A 15,992-nucleotide genomic window follows, 5' to 3' on the forward strand; every position below is an offset into this window, starting at 1 on the left:
CTGGCCGGAATGACAAACCGCACCAGGGTGAGCAGGAGCGCAAGCCGCACGCCAGGGGGCCCGGACGGCATCGCCGTCCGGGCCCCCGATCCGTCAGATCAGCTTCGCGCCGCCTGATAGAGCCGCTCCGGGGTGACCAGGCCGGCCAGCACCCGGCCGTCGTCGGTGAGCAGCACGCTGAACAGCTTCCCGGTGAGCAGCCGGCCGCTGCCCCAGTCGCCGCTCACCTTCGGCACCGCCGCGAGCAGTCCCGCCGCCTGGTCCGCGCCCGCCGCGTCGCCCGCCTTGGCGCCGCCGGCCTTCGCGCCGCCGGCCGGGCCGGCCGCGTCGAGCCGCGCGACCAGCACCGTGGTCCAGCCCGTGCCGACGGTACGCACGTCCGTGCCGTCCGGCCGGTGGCCGGTCCTGCCGTCCGGCGCGGCCTTCCCACCCGGCAGGGCCTTGTCGGCCGGCTCCTCCTTCACGGTCACCCCCGGCGGCGGGTTGAACCGGAACTGGTCCGCCTCCGGCCGGTTGAAGTCGATCTGGGTGAACGCGACCTCGAAGGCCGGCTTGTCGGCGCCGTCGGCGAGCACCTCGAACCGCAGCGGCACGTGCTCCTTCGCGTCGAGGGCGATCCGCACCTGATGTACCAGGGAGTCGGCGTCGCGCGGGGTGAGCACCAGCTCGTACGCGTCGCGGCCGGCGACCCGGGCGGACCGGCCGACGGTGACCGCGGTGGTCGGGTCGACCGCCGCGAGCGCCTGGCCGGCCGCTTCGGCCGGGGTGGCCGGCAGGGAGGCCGGCGCGGTGCGGTCCTGCGGCAGGACGCGGTGCGTGGCGCTGTTGGTCCGGCTGTCCCAGGACCAGACGTCCCGGCCGTCGCGGATCAGGTCCCGTTCGCCGAGGGTGTCGAGCAGCGCGATCCGCTGCCGCTCCTCGCCGGAGTACCAGACCCGCAGGGTGTGGGTTCCGGTCAGCAGGGTGGTCAGCTCGTTCCCGCCGGCCAGGCCGGCGAGGTTGGCCAGCGCGGGCAGGCCCAGGTCGGCCCGCTGCACCACGGTGCCGGAGAGCCCGTCGAGGCGGGACGTCTGCAGGTCGACCAGGAGCTGGGCCGCGGTGCGCGGCGGCAGCGCCGGGTCGGCGTCGGCGGCGAACGTGCCGACGGCCGCTCCGCCACCGATCACGGCGACCCCCGCGGTCACCGGGACCAGCCAGCGCAGCACGGCGCGGTTCTTCAGTACGGACATGGTGGCTACCTCCTGACTGCCATGCTGCACCCCGGTGGCTGTGAGCGTGCTGAGGACAACCCGTACGGGTGTCATCCGGGTGGCACTCTTGGGGGCGTGCGGTTGCTGGTGGTGGAGGACGAGTCGCGGCTGGCGGCCGCGTTGCAGCGGGGCCTGCAGGCGGAGGGCTTCGCGGTGGACGTGGCACCCACCGGCCCCGCCGGCCTGGACGCCGCCCGGCACGGCGACTACGACGCGATGATCCTGGACGTGATGCTGCCCGGCCTCTCCGGGTACGAGGTGGTCCGCCGGCTGCGGGCCGAGGAGCGCTGGCTGCCGGTGCTGATGCTGTCGGCCAAGGACGGCGAGTACGACCAGGCCGACGGGCTGGACTGCGGCGCCGACGACTACCTGACCAAGCCCTTCTCGTACGTGGTCCTGCTGGCCCGGCTCCGGGCGCTGCTGCGCCGGGGCGCGCCGGAACGTCCCGCCGTGCTGGCGGTGGGCGACCTGCGACTGGACCCGGCGCGGCGCCGGGTGACCCGGGCCGACGCCGAGGTCGCCCTGACCACCCGCGAGTACGCGCTGCTCGACTACCTGATGCGCCGTCCCGGCGAGGTGGTCTCCAAGACCGAGCTGCTCGACCACGTCTGGGACGCCAGCCTGGAGACCGCGCCGAACGCCGTCGAGGTCTACGTCGGCTACCTGCGCCGCAAGATCGGCCGGGAGCGCCTGGAGACGGTCCGGGGCGCCGGCTACCGGCTCGCCACATGAGCCGCCCGCACCGGCTGCTGTCCGGTCTCGGCCTGCGGGTGCGGCTGATCGCGATCGGGGTGCTCGGGCTGACCGCGGGTCTGGCGCTGGGCGGGGCGCTGCTGCTCGGCGCGCTCGGCTGGACGCTGCAGCGCACGGTCGACGCGGAGGCGCTGCGGACGGCGGACGCGGTCGCGCTGCTCGCGGAGGAGGACGTCCTGCCCGACCCGCTGCCGGTGGCCGGCGGTCAGCTCCGGGTGCAGGTGCTCGACGCCCAGGGCCGGGTCCGCGCCGCCTCGATCGACGCCGACCGGCTCATCCCGATGCTCCGACCGGACCAGCTCGAACCGGGTACCCGGCAGCGGCTGGTGGTCGGCGGGCAGCGGCTCGGCCTCGCCGGCCCGGTCCGGGTGGTGACCGTGCCGGCCGGCGGCCCGGGGGAACCGCTCACCGTGGTGGTCGGCAAGTCGATGGCGGACGTGCGGCACAGCCTGGACGTCGTACGCACCCTGCTGCTGGTCGGCTTCCCGCTGCTGGTGGCCGGGTTGGCCGTGGTCGCCTGGCGGGTGGTCGGCGCGACGCTGCGCCCGGTGGAGGCGCTGCGCAGCGGCGCGGCCGAGATCACCGGGCGGGCCGGGCCGGGCCGGCTGCCCGTACCGGAGGGCCGGGACGAGATCCACCGGTTGGCGGTCACCCTCAACGACATGCTGGACCGGCTGGAGTCGGCCCGGGACCGGCAGCGGGCGTTCGTCGCCGACGCCGCGCACGAGCTGCGCAGCCCGCTGACCACCATGCGTACGGAGCTGGAGGTGGCCCGGCGGCTGGCGGACCGGACGGACTGGCCGGCGGTGGCGGAGAGCCTGCTCGCCGACACCGAGCGGCTGGCCCGGCTCGTCGACGACCTGCTGCTGCTGGCCCGGCTGGACGAGGCGTCGAGCAGGGGGGACGACCCGGTGCGCCAGACGGTCGGTCCGGTGGAGCTGGGGGAGCTGCTGCGCGCGGTTGCCGCTCGGCACCCGTCCCCGCTGGTGGAGCTGGTGCCGCCGACCGCGCCGCTGTGGACCGAGGGGGAGCCGGACGAGCTGCGGCGGATCGTCGTCAACCTGGTGGAGAACGCCGTCCGGCACGCCCGCTCCCGGGTCACGTTGACCGTCACCGGCCCGCATCCCGCCGCCGTCCCGGTCCCGTCGGCCGGCCCCGTCGCGCCGGTCGGCCGGGTGACGCCTGCCGTCCCGGTCGTCCCCGCCGACCCGACGCTTCCTGCCGGCCGGGTCTCGCCCACCGGCCGAGTCCTGCCCGACGGCCGGGTCCTGCCCGACGGCCGGTTGGCGCCCGCCGGCGCGGTGGCGCCAGCCGAGGCGGTGGCGCCCGCCCGACCCGGGACGCCCGCCCGGCCCGAGCCGCCCGCCGGCCGGAGAGCCGCTGCCCCCGGGCAGCGGACGGCGGCGGGCCCGGGGGCGTACCACCTGGTGACCGTGACCGACGACGGGCCGGGCATCCCGGCGGCCGACCGGGAGCGGGTGTTCGACCGGTTCACCCGACTCGACGACGCCCGGGCGCGCGACGACGGGGGCGCCGGCCTGGGGCTGGCCATCGTCCGCGAGCTGGTCCGGCGGGCCGGCGGCACTGTCGAACTCGCCGACGCCGACGCGCGGGCCGGATCGTCCGCGCCGATGCCGGCCGCCACTGCGGAGTCCGCGTCCGGCGGCGGACCCGGCCTGCGGGTGAGCGTCCGGCTGCCGGCGCTGGTCGAGCCGGACGCGGGCTGAGCGGTCAGCCGCGGCGGGTGCAGACCGGCTCGGCCCGGGCCACCGTGTCCGTGGACCAGACCAGCGCGACGGTGAAGCAGTAGTCGGTGGTCCGGCTGAGGCCGTAGGCGATGTAGCTGTCGGTGCCGGCGGGCAGTTGCTCGAAGGTGTGCTGCCCCTCGCCGGCGCGGCCACCGGCGATGACCACCGGCCCCTCGGCGCCCGCCGGGTACGTCCAGCGCAGCGCGATGCTGTCCCGCCGGTCGGTCAGCCGTACCGCGCCGGGCGGGGTGCCGGGGGAGGCGGGTGGCGCGGCGCGGGGCGTACCGGTGGTCGGGGCGGGTGAACCGCTGGCCGGCGCGCCGGTGGTGGCCGGCGGGGACGGTGGGGTGTCCCGTCCTCGGTCCACCCGGGACACTCCGGCGATCACCGCCCCGGCCCCGAGCAGCACCACGACCACGCCGGCCGCGGCCAGCGGCAGCCACCGGTTGGCGCGCGGCTCGGCCTCGGACGGCCGGGGCACGTGCACCGGCAGGTGCCGCGACGGCGGTTCCGGCTCGGCGGCCCGCGGGACCCGGCGTACGCCGTCCGGCTCTTCGTCGGTGAGGCCGACCACCGTCGGGGGCAGCGCGCTCTTCTCCCCGGCGCGGTACAGGTCATCGAGGTGCTCCTCCGGCGGCCACCAGGCGTCGTCGGCGGTCGGCTCGCCGAACGGCTCGTCGCGGGCCTCGGGTGGGAGCCGTGGCGTGGGCACGGTCGGGTGCGGGGCCGCCCGGTCCGGCGGGTGATACAGCGGCTGCTCGGGCGGGTGGTGCGGTGGTGGCTCGGGTGGTCCCTCGGCCGCCGGCGGCATCCGGGCGGCCGGTACGACGGGCGTCTCCCGGGCGGCGGGCGCCACGGGTGCCGGGCGGGCGGGCGGCTCCGGGTCGGCGCAGACGTGGTCCGGGTCGGCGGCGGCCCCGGAGAGGGCGGCCACCTGCGCGGCGAGCGGGTCGTCGGCCGGCAGGTACGCCCGGCACAGTTCCTCGGCGAGCGTCAGGTGCTCGTGCGAGGCGGTGTACCGGCCGCAGTCGCGTTCCATCGCGCCGAGCTTGGCCAGCATCTTGATCCCGCTGGGGTGGCCGTCGCCGTACACCTCGCGGTGCAGCTCCCAGGCGTCCTGGAGCCGGTCCCGGGCGACCTCGCACTGGCCGCGGGCGTACTCGACGGTGGCCAGGTCGGCGTGGGCGGCCAGCACCCGCATCGACTCGGGCCCGTCGCGGGCGGTCAGCTCGATGATGACGTCGGAGTAGAGCCGGGCGGCCCGGGCGTCGCTGCCGACCCGGTGCAGCACGGCGGCCAGGGTGGCGGCGGCGGTGATCGTCCGTTCGTCGGCGCGGCCGTAGAGGCGGGTGGCCGCCGCGTACGCGAAGGCGGCCCAGCCGCGGGCCGAGTGCGGTTCGCCGAGCGCGACCAGCACCCGGGCCTGGAGCCCGGCGGCGTCGGCCAGCTCGGGGGAGGCGTTGGCCGGGCGGGGATCGGCGTCGGTCAGCGCGTCGGCGAGCAGTCGTTGGGCACCGGCCAGGTCGCCCGCGGACACCAGGTGGTGCGCCTGGACGGTCAGTTCACCGAAGCCGGAGGACACGCCCCATCGTGGCCGCCCGGCGACGGTAAGTACAACCCCCGGAGGTGATCGAATCGGTCAGGAACCGGTCAGGTGGTCGGCCAGGGTCTCGCTGATCCGCCGGAGCTGGTCGACCTGGGCCGGGCTCAACGCGTCGAACAGGTGCCGGCGTACGCCCTCGACGTGGCCGGGGGCGGCGGCGGCCAGGGCGGCGAAGCCGGTGTCGGTGAGGACGGCGAGCTGCCCGCGCCGGTCGGTCGGGCACTCCTCGCGGCGGATCCAGCCGGCCGCTTCGAGGCGGGCGGCGGCGTGCGAGAGGCGGCTGCGGGAGGAGCCGGTGGCCTCGGCGAGGTCGCTCATCCGCAGCCGCCGGTCCGGCGCCTCGGAGAGCCGGACCAGGATCTCGTAGTACGCGTGCGGCATGCCCGCGTCGCGTTGCAGCTCGCGGTCGAGGGTGTCCATCAGCGCCCGGGAGGCGGTCAGGAACGCCCGCCAGGTGCGCTGCTCGTCGGGGTCCAGCCACCGGGTCATGACGCCCATCATAGCCGCACTGGTTGAACGCTCAACTAAACCGCGTTACCGTGGTGGCCATGGGAATCCACCGGCTCAACCACGCCGTCCTCTACGTCAGCAACCTCGAGCGCAGCGTCGCCTTCTACCGCGACGTGCTGGGCTTCCGTCCGGTGGCGATGACCCCGGACGGATTCCGCGGCGCGGCCTTCCTCCAGGCGCCCGACTCCACCAACGACCACGACCTCGGCCTCTTCGAGATCGGCGCGGCGGCCGGCCGCTCGCAGGCCGGCCGGGCCACCGTCGGCCTCTACCACCTCGCCTGGGAGCTGGACACCCTGGACGAGCTGGCCGCCACCGCCGAGCGCTTGGCCGCCGCCGGCGCCCTGGTCGGCACCTCCGACCACGGCACCACCAAGAGCCTCTACGGGCAGGACCCGGACGGCCTGGAGTTCGAGATCGTCTGGATCATCCCCGCCGACCTGCTCGACGACGACGCCCTCGCCGCCCGCAAGCGGATCGGCCGGCTCGACATCGACAAGGAGCGACAGCGCTACGGCGGCCAAACCCGCGGCGGGGTGGGTATCTCCATTCCGGCCTGAACCGCCGTGCGGTAGAACGGCAGGATGTCCACCGAAGCCGTCCTGCGCGAACTGCTCGTCCGGCAGCTCGACCACTGGCTCCCGGGGGCGCTGCACCGCTCCCGGCGGGCCACCCTCGCCCTCGCGTACGCCGGCGGCGACGCCGGCGGCGCGGACGCGGCCCTGGGAGTCGTGGCCGAGTTCGCCGACCGGCTGCGCGGCCGGCGGCTGACCGTGCTGGTGGTCGCCGACGACCCCGACCTGCCGGCCCGGCTCGGCCCGGTGGAGGCGACCCTGCCCGCGGACGTCGCGGTGCACGTGGTGCCCGGGCACCCGGACCGGCTGCCGGTGGTGCTGAAGGCCGCCGGCGCGGCCGGCGCGCCGCTGCTCACCGTCGTCGACGGGGCCGAGCCGACGCCGGCCCTGCTGGCCGCCGCGGCCTCCGGCCGCCCGGCCGAACTGCTGCTGGTCACCGACGTCGGCCGTTCGCCGCGGCCGGCGCTGACGGCGGCCGGCTTCCCGCTGGTCACCGAGGTCGACCTCGTTCCCGCCGACGACGCCCCGGCCCGGCTGTTCGCCTACGCGACCGGCTCCGACCGCAGCCTGGAGGCGGTGAAGGACGCACTCTGGGCGGTCGACGAGTACGCCGGAGTGCGCTACCGCGACCCCGCCGACCCGGCCGGACGGCTGCTGGACATCACCCTCGACCCGGAGCCCGGCCCGCTGCGCCGCGAGCTGCTGGGCGAGCTGGCCCGCTCCGGCCCGCGTACGGTGACCGAGCTGCGCCGCTTCACGCTGACCTCGACGGTGTACCGGGCCGCCGACGCGAACCGGGCATTGACCTCGCTGCTCGCCTCGGGCGCGGTGACCCGCGACCCGGAGCACGGCCGGCTCGGCGGCGAGGTGCTGGTCAGCGCCGCCGGGTCCACTGTTTGACCGCGATGAATGCGCCGGTGGTGATCCCACCGATGCCGAACACCTGCTGGACGCCGGGCGGGGTGCCGGTGAGCCACCGGCACCCCGCTCGACCTCGGGACGTCACGCCCGGGACTTGTCCTGCTTCCAGGAGAGCGGCCCCGGCAGGTCCACGCGGTGGGCGCGGGACTTCGAGTTCCAGGACCAGCGGCCGATCTTGATGCTCCAGGAGGAGAAGCCGTTCTCGGTGAAGTTGAGCACCAGCGGCCCGTACTTCTGACGCTTGCGGAACTGAATGCCCATCACGGGGCTCCTCTCGTCGTCTCCGTGCCTCTGCGGCATCGAACATGCCCGAAACCGCGTGTCGCGAAACCCCGTCGGATCCGCACTGGACGGTGCCCCCGACGCCCGCCAGAATCTCTAGTCAACGGGTAGGTGTTGATGGGTGATAAATACTGGTGGAGACGGGTTGTAATAAAGCACGCGATGCGCATCCCACTCTGTGGAAGGGCGTTGACCGGGCCGGCGAGCGCCCGGCAGCATGAGGTCATGTCGCAGCGGGACGAGCTTCTCCTCACCGCTCGCGTGCACGTCGACCTGGTCCGGCACGCGAGCGCGCTCTGTTGAGCTGACCGGTTCCACCGGCTCGGCTCCCCGTCCTCGCACCCTCTCCGCCCGTCCGCTCCCGCCGCCGGCGCACCGCCCGGCGCGGCGCGTCGCGTCGACGTCACCGCCTGAGAGGAAAGCCGATGTCCCGAACCCTGCACCTCAAGGCGCTCCTGATAGGCGTCGGCCACCACGAGGCGGCTGGCCGCACCCGCGCACCGACCCGCGCCGGGTCGGCGACGTCCGGCACTTCCAAGAGCTGGCCCGGATCGCCGAGCGGGCCGCCCTCGACTCGGTGTTCCTCGCCGACTCGCTCGCCGTCGGGCCGGCCGTCCGGCACAACATCCAGGCTGTCCTCGAACCGCTCACCCTGCTCGCCGCGCTGGCCACCGTCACCGAGCACATCGGCCTGGTCCCGACGTCTCCACCACCTACAACGAGCCGTTCAATACCGCCCGCAAGTTCGCCTCGCTGGACCACCTCAGCGGCGGCCGGGCCGGCTGGAACATCGTCACCTCCGCCCAGTCCCGGGAGGCGTGGAACTTCAACCCGGACGATCACCCGCCCGCGCCGGCCGGTATCGGCGGGCCGCCGAGTTCGTCCATGTGGCGATCAAGCTCTGGTACAGCTGGGAGGACCACGCCCTTGTCCTGGACCCCGCCGCCGGGATCTTCGCCGACACCGACCGGGTGCACGGGGCCGCCCACACCGGGGAGACCTTCGAGGTCCGCGGCCCGCTGAACACGCCCCGGCCGCCACAGGGCCGACCGGTGCTGGCGCAGGCCGGCTCGTCCGCCGACGGCATCGCGTTCGCCGCCCGCTACGCCGAGGCCGTCTTCGCCGCCCAGCAGACCCTCGCCGACGGTCAGGCGTTACGCCGCGCTCAAGCGGGATCGCCGCAGCCGGCCGTGATCCGGACCTGGGCAAGGTGCTGCCGGGTATCGCAGCGATGATCGGGGGTACGGAGGCGGAGGCCCAAGCCCTCGCCGACGAACTGGAGGCGCTGATCGTGCCCGAGCACGCCCTCGCCCCTCTCCGGGATGACCCGTCTCGACCTCGCCGGTCTGCCGCTGGACGGGCCGTCAAGGCTCGAGCGTGTTCTAGCCCGGCTGGTTCTGCTGTTCGATGTACTGGCGCAGGACGGTCAGCGGTGCGCCGCGTAGGACCCGGCGAAGTACGAGCCCGACCAGAGCCGGTTGGCCCGGTAGTAGTGGCGGACCAGGTCGGGGAACTCGTGGCGCATCCGGCGCGAGGACACGCCCTTGAGGCTGTTGACCAGCTTTGACAGGGCGACCTTGGGTGGGAAGTTGACCAGCAGGTGCACGTGCTCGCCATCGCCGGTGAACTCGACCAGCTCCCACTCGAAGTCGGCGCTCACCGCGCGCATGATCTCTTCCAGCCGGGTCAGATGCCGGTCCGCGAACACCCTGTGCCGTCATTTCGTCACGAAAGCCAAATGGGCGTGTAGGACGAAAACGCAGTGCCTGCCGGTGCGGACGCGGCCGATGTCTGTCATAGGCGGCTGCCAGACTGTCCGATGTGCAGCTTCGGTACCACTACCGCGTCTACCCGACGCCTGCCCAGCGGGAAGCGCTGGCGCGGGCGTTCGGGTGCGCGCGGGTGGTGTTCAACGACGGGTTGCGCGCACGTCAGCAGGCCCACGAGGCGGGCGAGCCGTACGTTTGCGACGGGGACCTGTCGAAGCAGGTCATCACCCGGGCCAAGCAGACGCCGGAGCGGGTGTGGCTGGGCGAGGTGTCGTCGGTGGTGCTCCAGCAGGCCCTCGCGGATCTCAACACCGCGTATCGCCACTTCTTCGCCTCGCTGTCGGGCAAGCGCAAGGGGCGCAAGGTCGCCCCGCCGCGGTTCCGGTCGCGTAAGGACAACCGGCAGACCATCCGGTTCACCAGGAACGCCCGGTTCGCGGTGCTGACCAACGGCCGGCTCCGCCTGCCGAAGATCGGGGACGTGCCGGTGCGCTGGTCCCGGACCTTGCCGGCCGAGCCCAGCTCGGTGACGGTGATCAAGGATGCGGCGGGCCGGTACTTCGCCTCGTTCGTTGTGACCACCTCCGATGAGCCGTTGCCGCCGGTCGCCTCCGAGGTGGGCATCGACCTGGGCCTGACCCACTTCGCCGTCCTTTCCGACGGCACGAAGATCACGGCCCCGAGGTTACTGCGCCGGGCGGCCCGCAAGCTCAAGCGGTTGCAGCGGGACCTGTCCCGCAAGCAGCGGGGCAGCAGCAACCGCGCCAAGGCAGTCGTCAAGGTCGCCAAGGCGCACGCTCGGGTGGCCGACACCCGGCGGGACTGGCAGCACAAGCTCTCGACAGAGATCATCCGCGACAACCAAGCGGTGTACGTCGAGGACTTGTGCGTCGTCGGTCTCAGCCGGACCCGGCTGGCCAAGTCCGTGCACGATGCCGGGTGGGCGTCGTTCACGGCGATGCTGGAGTACAAGGCCGCCCGGTACGGGCGGACTTTCGGTCGAGTCGATCGGTTCTTCCCCTCGACCCGAATGTGCGCTGATTGCGGGCGGATCAACGCCAAACTGCCGCTCAGCGTTCGGTCGTGGACCTGCCCCTGTGGGGCGGTTCACGACCGGGACGTCAACGCGGCCATCAACGTGCTCGCGGCGGGACGCGCCGAGAGGCTAAACGCCTGTGGAGCGCAGGTAAGACCGGCATTCGTACCGGCACCGCGCCGAGAAGCAGGAATCCACCCGAACGCCGCGTATTCCACACGCAGCGTGGAGGGAATCTACGCCCTTTAGTCAGGGCGCAGAGAACGTCAAACCACCACGTTCGGGCCGTGGCCGTCGCCGTGGTGACCGCGGCGGCCGAGGACCTGCTGGCCCTCGACCGGGCCGCCCAGGACCTGTTGTTCCGGGCGGCCCGCACGGCCAACGCGTTCACCGACGAGCCGGTCGACGACGCGCAGGTCCGGGCGATCCACGACCTGGTCCGGTACGGCCCGACCGCGCTGAACGCCCAGCCCCGCTGGTGGCGGTGTTCGCCGCGGACGTCGACTGGCACGAGCGGCTGCCGGAGCTGTTCCCGCACCGGCCGGGCGCTCGGGACTGGTTCGCCGACGACCCGGCGGGCCGGGAGGCGCAGGCCCGGTTCAACGCCGCGCTGCAGATCGGCTACTTCCTGGTCGGGGTGCGGGCCGCCGGGCTGGCGGCCGGGCCGATGGCCGGCTTCGACGCCTCGGGTGTGGAGCGCGAGTTCTTCCCGGACGGGCGGCACCGGGTGCTGCTGCTGATGAACATCGGGCGGCCCGCCGTGGGCGCCTGGCGGGAGCGGCTGCCCCGGCTGGACTACCCCGAGGTGGTCTCGACGCTGTGACGGTGGGCCGGCGCCGGCGGGCGGGGCGCCGGTGCGGTCGCTGTGAAGCTGATGTCGTAAACGAATCAGCTCTGGGGGCCGGTCAGCGGGGCTCCCAGGCGTCGGGGCGGGCGATCAGCTTGCGGACGTGTCCGGGCAGCTTCCCGCTGGCCATCTCGGCCAGGCTCACCTCGTCGACGACCTGGCGGACGGCGGCGCGGACGGCCACCCAGAGCCGGGGGAGGTTCTCCGCCGCGCCCGCGTACTGCGTCTCCTCGGGGCGCAGCCCGCGCACGCCGGCCAGCGGGCCGTCGACGGCGCGGAGGATCTGCCCGATGGTGACGTCGCGGGGCGGGCGGGCCAGGGTGTAGCCGCCCTCGGCGCCACGCTGGGCGCGGACGATCCCGGCCCGGCGCAGGTCGGCCAGGACGGCCTCGAGGAACTTGCGGGGCATGTCCTGCTCGGCGGCGATGGCCTGGGTGGACAGCAGGGCGGGGTACGCGGTGGCCAGGCTCAGTGCCGCCCGGACCGCGTAGTCGCCACGCGCGGAGATCTGCACCTTGTCATCATGCCCGGCCGTTGGGCACCGGCGCGTCGGCGGGCGGGCGCGGGCGCACCATCCGGACAGGTAGGGGCTGTTCCCGGACGGCCCGGAAGGCGCCCGGGCTGACCCCGACCTCGCGGGTGAAGAACCGGCCGAAGTTGGTCGGCTCCGGGAAGCCGAGCCGGCGGCCGATCCGGGCGATCGGCTCGTCGGTGGCGGCGAGCAGCCGGCTGGCCTGCAACGCCACCCGCTCGTCGATGACCTGCTTGGCGCTGCGGCCGGTCACCGCCAGGCAGGCCCGGGTGAGGGTACGCACCGAGCAGCCGAGCTGCGCGGCGTAGTCCTCGACCCGGCGGGTGTGCTGGTAGCCGCGTTCCACTTCCCGGCAGAGCCGGCGGAAGGTCTCCGACTCGGGGCGCGGCGCGGGCCGCTCCTCCGCGCCGCCGAGCAGCCTGAGCCGCAGCAGCAGCACGGCGAGCTGGTGCCGCAGCAGCGCCCGGGCGGCGGGCACCCCCCGATGCCGGTCCGCGTCCACCGCCAACTGGGTGACCTCACCGATCACCGCGTCCTCGTCCTCGCCGGCGAGCTGCCGGTACGTCGGCACGGCGTCCGGGTCGACGTCCAGCCCGCGCAGCGTGCCGGCGCCCCAGCGGACCACCGTCGCGTCCAGCTGGGCGCCGAGGCAGCGCAGCACCTGGCCGGGGCGGGCGCGCAGCAGGGTGCCGGGTCGGCAGGGCAGCGCCCGGAAGTCCAGTTCGGCGCTGCCGTGTCCGCCGCTGACCAGGACCAGCAGGTCGGCGTCGAGCAGCGCCGGGCGGCGCCAGCCGGGTTCGGCCGCCAGGTCGCCGAGCGCGCCGATGGTGATGTCGTCGGCGTCCCCCTCGGCGGGGGACAGGTCGGTACGGGTGGCCGGGGAGAGCTGACCGGGAGTGACCATCGTCCCGACGTTAACGGTCTCCTGCCCAGCTTGCATCTCGACGCCACGACTGCGGGGTTGGGCTTGTCGCCGCAGTCGCCCGCCGACTAGGTTACCGATCGGTAGCGCCCGGGTCGGCGGACCACCCCCGGCCCCGCCGACTCGCGATGGGATGGGCATGACGGATCTGTTCTCGGTCGAAGGCAAGACGGTCCTGGTCACCGGCGGCTCGCGGGGGATCGGGCTGATGATCGCCCGGGGCTTCGTGCGGGCCGGCGCGAAGGTCATCATCTCCTCGCGGAAGGCCGATGTCTGCGAGCGGGTGGCCAAGGAACTCTCCGCCGAGGGCCGCTGCGAGGCGATCCCCGCGGACCTGAGCCACGACGAGGGCGCGCAGGGGCTGGCCGCCGCGGTGCGGGAACGTACCGACCGGCTCGACGTGCTGGTCAACAACGCCGGCGCGACCTGGGGCGCACCGCTGGAGGACTATCCGGAGGCCGCGTTCGACAAGCTCTGGGCGGTGAACGTCAAGGCCGTCTTCCGGCTCACCACCGCGCTGCTGCCGGCGCTGCGCGCGGCAGCCAGCGCCGACGACCCGGCCCGCGTGATCAACATCGGGTCGATCGACGGTCTCCGGGTGCCGTTCATGGAGGTCTACGCGTACTCGGCCACCAAGGCGGCCGTGCACATGCTCACCCGCAGCCTCGCCCACCAGCTCGCCGGCGAGCGGATCACGGTCAACGCGATCGCGCCCGGACCGTTCGAGAGCAAGATGATGGCGTTCGCGCTGGACGACCCGGCCGCCCGGTCGGCGATCGAGCAGCAGGTGCCGCTGGGCCGGATCGGCCGCCCCGAGGACATGGCGGGCACGGCGATCTACCTGTCGTCCCGCGCCGGGGCGTATCTGACCGGAGCGGTGATCCCCGTCGACGGCGGGATCACCACGCACGGCTGAGTCGGGCACGCCCACGGCGTACCCGATCAATGGTGGCCGGAGCCGCGCGGACTCGGCAGATCCGCGCGGCCCCGGGTTTGCGTGGTCAGCGGCCGGCGAGCAGCCGGTTCACCGCCGTGTCGACGTCCAGGTGCTCGGCCTCGCGGCCGCGCGGGACGACGACGTAGGTCCGCCGCAGGAAGCGCACGAGCACGCTGCGCGGGACCTCGAAGAGGGCGTTGCCGTCCGGGGACGACAGCGCGAGCGCGACGAAGTCGCCGCGCGGGGTGGCCCACGGCCAGACCCGGACGTCGCCGATGCCGGCTGGCTCGTCGAGCCCGGTGACCAGCAGTTCGCGGGCGAACGACCAGCTCACCGCCTCGCCGCCGGCGGATTCGGCGTGGAACAGGACATGGACCGCATACGGGTCAGCAGGGTCGTAACGCAGACTGGCACGCACCGGCAATGCGGTGGCGTCAGGCGCGACGAGCCTTAGCGACGTCTCGACCTCTACGGTCGTCGGTCGGATGACACTCATGGACGTTCTCCCCCCGGCACCGCTGCGGAACGCGCGTGTCCCGCTTTTCCCATACTCAGGTGCTACTCCTGGCTACGCTCCGCCATACGCTGACTTCACCCAGTGGTGGGAAGACGGTCGGAAAGCCTCCGAGAATGTGAAAATTCTTGTAGGATTTGCCGATTCGCCCAGACCGTGGTGCCGCCCGGCATCGGGTGGTTCAGTCGTCGACTTACTCCGGTAACGTCCAGTCCTCAGCAGGGGTGACGGTCCCGGGCGACACTGGGGGTGGAAATGGTCAGGAGGGGTCCCGCAGTGGATCCGACGACCACGGCCGACCCACCGAAAGGAGCGGCCCGAGCAGCCGAAAGGCGGGGGTACGGGGTGTCGACGGAGCGTTCCGAGGGCGGCTCCCGCGGCTCGTCCGGCCGCCCTGGCGTCCCCGTCGTCGCTCGGCGTCGCAGCAGCTGGCGCGAGCGGGTGCACACCACCCTCGAGCTGATCCGGGCCAACCCCACCGGCCGGATCACCCTCAAGATCTTCATCGCCATCGCGGGCGCCATCGTCGTCACTGTCGGTATCGCCCTGATCCCGCTGCCCGGGCCCGGCTGGCTGCTGGTGATCGCCGGGCTGGGCATCTGGGCGGTCGAGTATCACTGGGCGCGACGGCTGCTCGGCTTCACCCGCCGACATGTACATGCCTGGACGCGATGGGCGACCAGTCGATCACTACCGGTGCGGATCGTGCTCGGCGCGGTCGGCCTCGTCTTCCTGGCCGTGGTGGTGTGGCTGTCGCTCAAGTACAGCCTCGGGATCGACCTGGTGGCCCGGGCGCTGCACTACCTCGCGACGCACTGACGACCCGGGTTTTTGGTCTGCGTTCTCGATCGGGTAGAGTCATCGGCGCTGAGGGCGATTAGCTCAGCGGGAGAGCGCTTCGTTCACACCGAAGAGGTCACTGGTTCGATCCCAGTATCGCCCACCATGAATATTCGCAGGTCACAAGCCCGTTGCCGGAGTAGCCGGTAACGGGCTTTGCGGTTTACACGGCTTACTTTGGGAGCAGATTGGGAGCAGCGGCCCAGGGCCGAATGGCGGCATGGCCCTGACGAGGACCGTCGCGCCGCACCATCGTGGTTTGGCTGTTCGTCTTGGACGCCGGCGGGCTGCTGCCACTCGCCCTATTCACACGCCCCGCTCTGGACTGCCAGGGGTTGAGATACCGCTCAGCGATGGGCTTGGTCGGACCAACGGGAGCAGCCTTATGCCGCCAGGCGAGATCACTTCAGGCTGGGGGAGGTAGCCGTGGCGAAGGTATAGACCACGGTTGGTCGTAGTGACCTCCGCCATCGAGAGCAAGCCTGCGAGATCCACTCTTTGGCGGTGATGGGTGAGTAGCGCGCCGCCCCGCCCTTTGCGACGGTGCTCTGGCGATACGGCGAGGAACGCGAGGTGGTGGTGCGGTGTGGTGGGCCGGTTGCTGTGCAGGTACGCCTCGAGGATGTCGAAGGCTTCGGTGCCGGGCCCGGTGGCGGCGTGGAGGCGTTGTCGGTAGACGTTTGGTGGTGGGATGGGTCGGTAGCGGTGGAAGCTCACCGCTGCTGCGGAGAGGTCGCCGGTGACGTGAACCTCGCCGAAGAACAGGGCGTGCTCCACCCAGATCTCCAGGACGTCGGTGAGGATTCGCCTGCGTTGATGTTCGTCGGGTACGAGCCAGACGCCGAGCGGTTCGGTGTGCAGGGCGTCGGCGGTGAGGGCGGCAACGGCGCGTTTGTCGCTCCAGCGGGCGGCGCGGATACGGGGCAGGGCGTGCACGAGGCGAAGGTCCTTTG

19 protein-coding genes, 1 tRNA gene and 1 pseudogene are annotated in these 15,992 nt (G+C 73.4%); 11 read left to right on the plus strand and 10 right to left on the minus strand.

Annotated elements, in window-relative coordinates; translation table 11 throughout:
* Window positions 1-98: 98 nt before the first annotated feature.
* Complete coding sequence (locus ACFOYX_RS08725; RefSeq protein ID WP_322442721.1) at window positions 99-1,229, minus strand: sigma-E factor regulatory protein RseB domain-containing protein; 1,131 nt, start codon at window positions 1,227-1,229, stop codon at window positions 99-101.
* A gap of 96 nt (window positions 1,230-1,325) precedes the next feature.
* On the opposite strand from ACFOYX_RS08725, the gene ACFOYX_RS08730 reads away from it, so the two are divergent.
* Window positions 1,326-1,982: a response regulator transcription factor gene (locus ACFOYX_RS08730; RefSeq protein WP_109801828.1), complete on the plus strand. Its 657-nt coding sequence runs from the start codon at window positions 1,326-1,328 to the stop codon at window positions 1,980-1,982.
* Window positions 1,979-3,730 carry an ATP-binding protein gene (locus tag ACFOYX_RS08735; RefSeq protein ID WP_322442720.1) on the plus strand — a complete coding sequence of 584 codons (1,752 nt, stop codon included), beginning with the start codon at window positions 1,979-1,981 and terminating at the stop codon, window positions 3,728-3,730. The genes ACFOYX_RS08730 and ACFOYX_RS08735 overlap by 4 nt, the downstream gene beginning before the upstream one ends.
* A gap of 4 nt (window positions 3,731-3,734) precedes the next feature.
* Here ACFOYX_RS08735 and ACFOYX_RS08740 read toward each other — a convergent pair whose 3' ends face one another.
* On the minus strand, window positions 3,735-5,333 hold the full coding sequence (locus ACFOYX_RS08740; protein ID WP_322442719.1) for a tetratricopeptide repeat protein: 1,599 nt from the start codon (window positions 5,331-5,333) through the stop codon (window positions 3,735-3,737).
* Between the two features lie 57 nt (window positions 5,334-5,390).
* Window positions 5,391-5,852 carry a MarR family transcriptional regulator gene (locus ACFOYX_RS08745; protein WP_322442738.1) on the minus strand — a complete coding sequence of 154 codons (462 nt, stop codon included), beginning with the start codon at window positions 5,850-5,852 and terminating at the stop codon, window positions 5,391-5,393.
* A gap of 50 nt (window positions 5,853-5,902) precedes the next feature.
* Between ACFOYX_RS08745 and ACFOYX_RS08750 the strand changes: the two genes are divergently transcribed.
* Window positions 5,903-6,424 carry a VOC family protein gene (locus ACFOYX_RS08750; RefSeq protein ID WP_109802278.1) on the plus strand — a complete coding sequence of 174 codons (522 nt, stop codon included), beginning with the start codon at window positions 5,903-5,905 and terminating at the stop codon, window positions 6,422-6,424.
* 24 nt (window positions 6,425-6,448) lie between these two features.
* Window positions 6,449-7,339, plus strand: a complete 891-nt coding sequence (locus ACFOYX_RS08755) for a hypothetical protein (protein WP_322442718.1) — start codon at window positions 6,449-6,451, stop codon at window positions 7,337-7,339.
* A gap of 102 nt (window positions 7,340-7,441) precedes the next feature.
* On the opposite strand, the gene ACFOYX_RS08760 is transcribed toward ACFOYX_RS08755, so the two are convergent.
* Window positions 7,442-7,621 (minus strand): DUF4236 domain-containing protein, encoded by a 180-nt coding sequence (locus ACFOYX_RS08760; protein ID WP_322442717.1) that lies wholly within the window; start codon window positions 7,619-7,621, stop codon window positions 7,442-7,444.
* A 183-nt stretch (window positions 7,622-7,804) separates the two neighbouring features.
* On the opposite strand from ACFOYX_RS08760, the gene ACFOYX_RS08765 reads away from it, so the two are divergent.
* Together ACFOYX_RS08765 and ACFOYX_RS08770 are read left to right on the plus strand one after the other, a co-directional pair.
* Complete coding sequence (locus tag ACFOYX_RS08765) at window positions 7,805-7,945, plus strand: putative leader peptide (RefSeq protein WP_322442716.1); 141 nt, start codon at window positions 7,805-7,807, stop codon at window positions 7,943-7,945.
* 515 nt (window positions 7,946-8,460) lie between these two features.
* On the plus strand, window positions 8,461-8,877 hold the full coding sequence (locus ACFOYX_RS08770) for an LLM class flavin-dependent oxidoreductase (protein ID WP_322442715.1): 417 nt from the start codon (window positions 8,461-8,463) through the stop codon (window positions 8,875-8,877).
* 147 nt (window positions 8,878-9,024) lie between these two features.
* Here the strand turns inward: ACFOYX_RS08770 and tnpA are convergent.
* A pseudogene (gene tnpA, locus ACFOYX_RS08775) lies at window positions 9,025-9,440 on the minus strand (IS200/IS605 family transposase).
* 23 nt (window positions 9,441-9,463) lie between these two features.
* Between tnpA and ACFOYX_RS08780 the strand changes: the two are divergent.
* On the plus strand, window positions 9,464-10,696 hold the full coding sequence (locus ACFOYX_RS08780; protein WP_322442714.1) for a transposase: 1,233 nt from the start codon (window positions 9,464-9,466) through the stop codon (window positions 10,694-10,696).
* 17 nt (window positions 10,697-10,713) lie between these two features.
* Here ACFOYX_RS08780 and ACFOYX_RS08785 read toward each other — a convergent pair whose 3' ends face one another.
* The gene (locus ACFOYX_RS08785) at window positions 10,714-10,878 is read right to left on the minus strand and encodes a hypothetical protein (protein WP_322442713.1); all 165 of its coding nucleotides are present in this window, start codon (window positions 10,876-10,878) and stop codon (window positions 10,714-10,716) included.
* Window positions 10,879-10,931: 53 nt separating this feature from the next.
* Between ACFOYX_RS08785 and ACFOYX_RS08790 the strand changes: the two genes are divergently transcribed.
* Window positions 10,932-11,270, plus strand: a complete 339-nt coding sequence (locus ACFOYX_RS08790; RefSeq protein ID WP_322442712.1) for a hypothetical protein — start codon at window positions 10,932-10,934, stop codon at window positions 11,268-11,270.
* Window positions 11,271-11,352: 82 nt separating this feature from the next.
* Here the strand turns inward: ACFOYX_RS08790 and ACFOYX_RS08795 are convergent, their stop codons facing one another.
* Entirely contained in the window at window positions 11,353-11,808 is a 456-nt protein-coding gene (locus tag ACFOYX_RS08795; protein ID WP_089010393.1) for an Rrf2 family transcriptional regulator, read from the minus strand.
* Between the two features lie 7 nt (window positions 11,809-11,815).
* Window positions 11,816-12,730, minus strand: coding sequence for an AraC family transcriptional regulator (locus tag ACFOYX_RS08800; protein ID WP_322442711.1), 915 nt, complete (start codon window positions 12,728-12,730; stop codon window positions 11,816-11,818).
* 157 nt (window positions 12,731-12,887) lie between these two features.
* On the opposite strand from ACFOYX_RS08800, the gene ACFOYX_RS08805 reads away from it, so the two are divergent.
* Entirely contained in the window at window positions 12,888-13,664 is a 777-nt protein-coding gene (locus ACFOYX_RS08805) for a glucose 1-dehydrogenase (protein WP_322442710.1), read from the plus strand.
* An 85-nt stretch (window positions 13,665-13,749) separates the two neighbouring features.
* Here ACFOYX_RS08805 and ACFOYX_RS08810 read toward each other — a convergent pair whose 3' ends face one another.
* A complete protein-coding gene (locus ACFOYX_RS08810; RefSeq protein ID WP_007457244.1) occupies window positions 13,750-14,181 on the minus strand; it encodes an SsgA family sporulation/cell division regulator in 432 nt (143 codons plus the stop codon).
* 294 nt (window positions 14,182-14,475) lie between these two features.
* Between ACFOYX_RS08810 and ACFOYX_RS08815 the strand changes: the two genes are divergently transcribed.
* Together ACFOYX_RS08815 and ACFOYX_RS08820 are read left to right on the plus strand one after the other, a co-directional pair.
* Complete coding sequence (locus ACFOYX_RS08815) at window positions 14,476-15,018, plus strand: TIGR02611 family protein (protein ID WP_377533870.1); 543 nt, start codon at window positions 14,476-14,478, stop codon at window positions 15,016-15,018.
* Window positions 15,019-15,070: 52 nt separating this feature from the next.
* Window positions 15,071-15,145: transfer RNA gene (locus tag ACFOYX_RS08820), tRNA-Val, on the plus strand.
* A gap of 200 nt (window positions 15,146-15,345) precedes the next feature.
* On the opposite strand, the gene ACFOYX_RS08825 is transcribed toward ACFOYX_RS08820, so the two are convergent.
* Window positions 15,346-15,975, minus strand: coding sequence for a GNAT family N-acetyltransferase (locus ACFOYX_RS08825; RefSeq protein WP_322442706.1), 630 nt, complete (start codon window positions 15,973-15,975; stop codon window positions 15,346-15,348).
* Between the last annotated feature and the right edge of the window lie 17 nt (window positions 15,976-15,992).

The sequence above is a fragment of the Micromonospora sp. GCM10011541 genome (assembly GCF_042650725.1).
In the GTDB taxonomy this organism is placed as follows: Bacteria; Actinomycetota; Actinomycetes; order Mycobacteriales; family Micromonosporaceae; genus Micromonospora; species Micromonospora sicca.